This window comes from Micromonospora sp. KC207, assembly GCF_004348615.1.
Taxonomy (GTDB): Bacteria; Actinomycetota; Actinomycetes; order Mycobacteriales; family Micromonosporaceae; genus Micromonospora.
The window spans coordinates 1-4,770 of sequence record NZ_SMKJ01000398.1 but is presented as its reverse complement, the minus strand read 5'-3'; the positions used below and the strand labels follow the sequence as shown (position 1 = coordinate 4,770).

The 4,770-nt window shown below is 73.9% G+C and carries 3 protein-coding genes; 2 read left to right on the top strand and 1 reads right to left on the bottom strand.

Going from position 1 to position 4,770, the window contains the following annotated elements:
- Positions 1–56: 56 nt before the first annotated feature.
- Positions 57–1,175, bottom strand: a complete 1,119-nt coding sequence (locus tag E1258_RS29970; protein WP_132407024.1) for an LCP family protein — start codon at positions 1,173–1,175, stop codon at positions 57–59.
- 137 nt (positions 1,176–1,312) lie between these two features.
- Between E1258_RS29970 and E1258_RS29965 the strand changes: the two genes are divergently transcribed.
- Positions 1,313–3,010, top strand: coding sequence for an FAD-dependent oxidoreductase (locus E1258_RS29965; RefSeq protein ID WP_132407022.1), 1,698 nt, complete (start codon positions 1,313–1,315; stop codon positions 3,008–3,010).
- Between the two features lie 141 nt (positions 3,011–3,151).
- Positions 3,152–4,705, top strand: coding sequence for a glutamine-hydrolyzing GMP synthase (guaA, locus tag E1258_RS29960; protein ID WP_132407020.1), 1,554 nt, complete (start codon positions 3,152–3,154; stop codon positions 4,703–4,705).
- Positions 4,706–4,770: the final 65 nt, after the last annotated feature.

The window sequence follows — 4,770 nt, the reverse complement described above, 5'->3', positions numbered from 1 at the left end:
GCTCTACGGCACCCAGCGACCCGCCCGCCCCGAGCCGGCCCGCTGATATCGGCTGCCTATCGCTTCACCACCAGCTCCGGGTGGTCGGCGAGGTACTGCTCGGCCCGACCCTCCTCCAGCGCGGTCAGGAACTGCCGGCCGACCGGCTTGAGCTGCTCGCCACGGTAGGCGCTGCCCCGGCCCACCCCCTCACCGGGCAGCCCGACCAGGACGAGCCGGTCGGCGGGCAGCCCGCCGAGGGCGTACGCGAGGTCGACGATCCGCGGCCCGCCGGCGTAGACGAGGGTGTCGCCGAGCGCGCCGACGACCTGCTCGACCCGGTCCGGCTGCCGGGGCAGGCCCTCGGCCTGCATCTTCGTCATCAGCGCCCGGATGAGCTGCTGCTGGTGGCGCTGCCGGGCGTAGTCGCCGCCGTCGAGGCCGTAGCGCTGCCGGGCGTAGTCCAGCGCCTGCCAGCCGTTGAGGTGCCGCTCGCCCTTGGCGTAGACCATCTGCGGGCCGACGTAACCGCCGCCGCTCGGCGCCGGGTCGCGGTGCCGGCCGTCCGGCCGCCGGTGCAGCGAGACGGTCCGCTGGTCGACGTAGAGGTCGACCCCGCCGACGGCGTCCACCAGTTTCTCGAAGCCGGAGAAGGTGACCACCGCGCCGGCGTCGAAACGCAACCCGGTGTACCCGCTGACGGTGCTGCGCAGCAACTCGTACCCCTGGGTGGTGCTCGGCTGCTTCGGCTTGCCCGGCACCCGGCTGCCGTAGCTCATCGCGTGGGTGAGCTTGGTCTTCCCGCCCCGGTACCCGGCTTTCGGGTACGCCGGGATGTCGACCAGCAGGTCCCGGGGGAGCGAGAAGAGGTACGCCCGGTCCAGCTCCCTCGTCACGTGCGCCACCAGCACGGCGTCGCCGTGCGGCTCCCAGCCGGGCACGCTGACCCGGGTGTCCACGCCGACCAGCAGCAGGTTCAGCGGCCCGGTGACGTCGGCCCCCGGCGACGCAGTGGGGCTCGGCGCGGCCGGCGACGGCGTGGGCGCGGCGGTGATCCGCCCGGCGCCGCGCTCGCTCTGTCGGTCGGCGACCAGCCGGGCGGCCACCGTCGCCCCGCCTGCCACCACGACGGCCGCCGTGACGACGGCCAGCGCCACCCGCCACCGCCGACGCCCGGTTCCAGCCTCTCCAGCCATGTTGCACCCCCGCCCCTACAACGCTCCCGAGACCGCGCCGGGTTGCGGCTGCTGAGCTTCGGATCACCGGCGGCGGGAGGATGATCCCGCGGAAACCGGCTCTGGCACGAGAGCTACTCGTCGGTAATGATGCGTCCATGCGGTACGACGTGCTCGTCATCGGGTCCGGCTTCGGCGGCAGCGTCACCGCGCTGCGGCTGGCCGAAAAGGGGTACTCCGTCGGCGTCCTGGAGGCCGGGCGGCGCTTCGCCGACGACGAGTTCCCCGAGACCTCGTGGCGGCTGCGGCGATTCCTGTGGGCCCCGAGACTCGGCTGCTACGGCCTGCAACGGATCACCCTGCTCCGCTCCGCCGACCGCAAGTCCGGCGGCGGGGTGCTGGTGCTCTCCGGCGCGGGCGTTGGCGGCGGCTCGCTGGTCTACGCGAACACCCTCTACGAGCCCCTCGACGCGTTCTACGCCGACCCCCAGTGGCGGGACGTCACCGACTGGCGGGCCGAACTGGCCCGGCACTACGACCAGGCGAAACGGATGCTCGGCGTCACCCCGTACCCGATGCACACCCCGGCGGACCGGGCGATGCGGGCGGTGGCCGACCGGATGGGGGTCGGGCACACCTTCCACGCCACCCCCGTGGGGGTGCACATCGGCCGGCCGGGGGAGCCGGCCGCCGACCCGTACTTCGGCGGTGCCGGCCCGGAGCGCACCGGCTGCACGCACTGCGGGGCGTGCATGACCGGCTGTCGGCAGGGGGCGAAGAACACCCTGGTCAAGAACTATCTGTGGTTGGCCGAGCGGCTCGGCGTCGAGGTGCACCCGCTGACCACCGTCGCCGCCGTGCGCCCCGCCGCCGGGGGCGGGTACCGGGTGGAGACCGTCCGTACCGGCGCCTGGGTGCGCAGCCGCCGCCAGGCGTGGCACGCCGACCAGGTGGTCTTCGCGGCCGGGGCGCTCGGCACCCAGCGGCTGCTGCACGAGATGAAGGCCACCGGCGCGCTGCCCCACCTCTCCGACCGCCTCGGCGAGCTGACCCGGACGAACTCCGAGGCGATCCTCGGCGCGTCCGTGCCCCCCGGGCGGGCCCGCACCGAGGGGCTCGACTTCACCGAGGGGGTGGCGATCACCAGCTCGTTCCACCCCGACCCGCAGACGCACATCGAGCCGGTCCGCTACGGGCGCGGCTCCAACGCGATGGGGCTGCTCCAGTCGCTGCTGGTCGACGGCGGCCCGCACCGGACCCGCCGCTGGCTGGTCAGCCTACTCACCCAGCCCCGCCTCGCCGCCCGGATGCTCTCCGTTCGCGACTGGTCGCAGCGCACCATCATCGCGCTGGTCATGCAGTCCGCCGACAACTCGCTGACCACCCGCTGGCGGCGCGGCCCGTTCGGCCGGCGACTGGTGTCCGTCCCCGGTCACGGCGCGCCCAACCCCACGTGGATCCCCGCCGGCAACACCGCCGCGCGGCTGCTCGCCGAGGAGATCGGCGGCACGCCGGGCGGGTCGCTCACCGACCCGTTCGACATCCCGATCACGGCGCACATCCTCGGCGGGGCGGTGATCGGGGCCACGCCGGCCGACGGGGTGATCGACCCGTACCACCGGGTCTACGGGCACCCTGGGCTGCACGTGGTGGACGGGGCGGCCGTGTCGGCGAACCTCGGGGTGAACCCGTCGCTGACCATCACCGCCCAGGCGGAACGGGCGATGTCGTTCTGGCCCAACCGGGGCGAGGAGGATCCCCGGCCGCCGCTGGGGGCCCCGTACCGGCGGGTGGTGGCGGTGGTGCCGGTGCGGCCGGCCGTACCGGCACACGCGCCCGCCGCGCTGCGCGCGTAAGGAAGGGCCCCTTGTTAACGCCTACGGTAGAGAAGGGTCCCCTTCTCACCACGCGAAGCCGCGGCGCGCCGAAGCCGCGCCGCGGAAGGGCGGACGGGGTCCGCGCCGGAGCGGTGGTGACTGTCGGTAGGCTTCCTGCCCATGAGCACGCCTCGTCCCGTCCTCGTGGTGGACTTCGGAGCCCAGTACGCCCAGCTCATCGCGCGCCGGGTGCGCGAGGCGAGGGTCTACTCGGAGATCGTGCCGCACTCGATGCCGGTGGCCGAGATGCTGGCGAAGAACCCGGCCGCGATCATCCTGTCCGGCGGTCCGGCCAGCGTCTACGCCCCCGACGCCCCGCAAATCGACGCGGGGATGTTCGAGGCCGGCGTGCCGGTCTTCGGCATCTGCTACGGCTTCCAGGCGATGGCCCAGGCCCTCGGCGGCACGGTCGCGCGCACCGGCAACCGTGAGTACGGCGGCACCCCGCTGCGCACCCGCGCCGAGGCCGGGGTGCTGCTGCGCGAGCTCCCGGCCGACCTGCCGGTCTGGATGAGCCACGGCGACTGCGTGACCGAGGCCCCCGCCGGCTTCGCGGTCACGGCCGAGTCGGCCGGGGCCCCCGTCGCCGCGTTCGAGGACCTGGCCGGTCGCCGCGCCGGCGTGCAGTTCCACCCGGAGGTGGGGCACACCGCGCACGGCCAGGAGATGCTCTCCCGGTTCCTGTACGACATCGCCGGCGTCGAGCCGACCTGGACGCCCGAGAACATCATCGACGAGCAGGTGGCCCGCATCCGCGAGCAGGTCGGCGACAAGGAGGTCATCTGCGGCCTGAGCGGCGGTGTCGACTCGGCGGTCGCTGCCGCGCTCGTGCACCGGGCCGTCGGTGACCAGCTCACCTGCGTCTTCGTCGACCACGGCCTGCTGCGGGCGGGCGAGGCCGAGCAGGTGGAGAAGGACTACGTCGCCGCCACGGGGATCAAACTGAAGGTGGTCGACGCGGCCGACCGCTTCCTCGGTGCGCTGGCCGGGGTGACCGACCCGGAGCAGAAGCGGAAGATCATCGGCCGGGAGTTCATCCGGGTCTTCGAGGCCGCCGCCCGGGAGGTCGCCGCGCACGGCGACGTCGAGTTCCTGGTGCAGGGCACCCTCTACCCGGACGTGGTGGAGTCCGGCGGCGGCACGGGCACCGCCAACATCAAGAGCCACCACAACGTCGGCGGCCTGCCGGAGGACCTGAAGTTCGCCCTGGTCGAGCCGCTGCGCACACTGTTCAAGGACGAGGTGCGCACGCTGGGCCTGGAGCTGGGCCTGCCCGAGGCGATGGTCTGGCGGCACCCGTTCCCGGGCCCCGGGCTGGCCATCCGGATCATCGGGGCGGTCGACCGGGAGCGGCTCGACCTGCTGCGCCAGGCCGACCTGATCGCCCGTGAGGAGCTGACCGCCGCCGGCCTGGACCGGGGCGTCTGGCAGTTCCCCGTGGTGCTGCTGGCCGACGTACGCAGCGTCGGGGTGCAGGGCGACGGGCGCAGCTACGGGCATCCCGTGGTGCTGCGCCCGGTCTCCAGCGAGGACGCGATGACCGCCGACTGGTCCCGGCTGCCCTACGAGGTGGTGGCCAGGATCTCCACCCGGATCACCAACGAGGTGGCCGAGGTGAACCGAGTGGTTCTGGACGTCACCAGCAAGCCGCCGGGCACCATCGAGTGGGAGTGACGCCGCCTCAGCCGAAGGTCGGCGGCACCGGCCCGCCCGGTGCCCCGCCAACCGGGGGGCCGGTC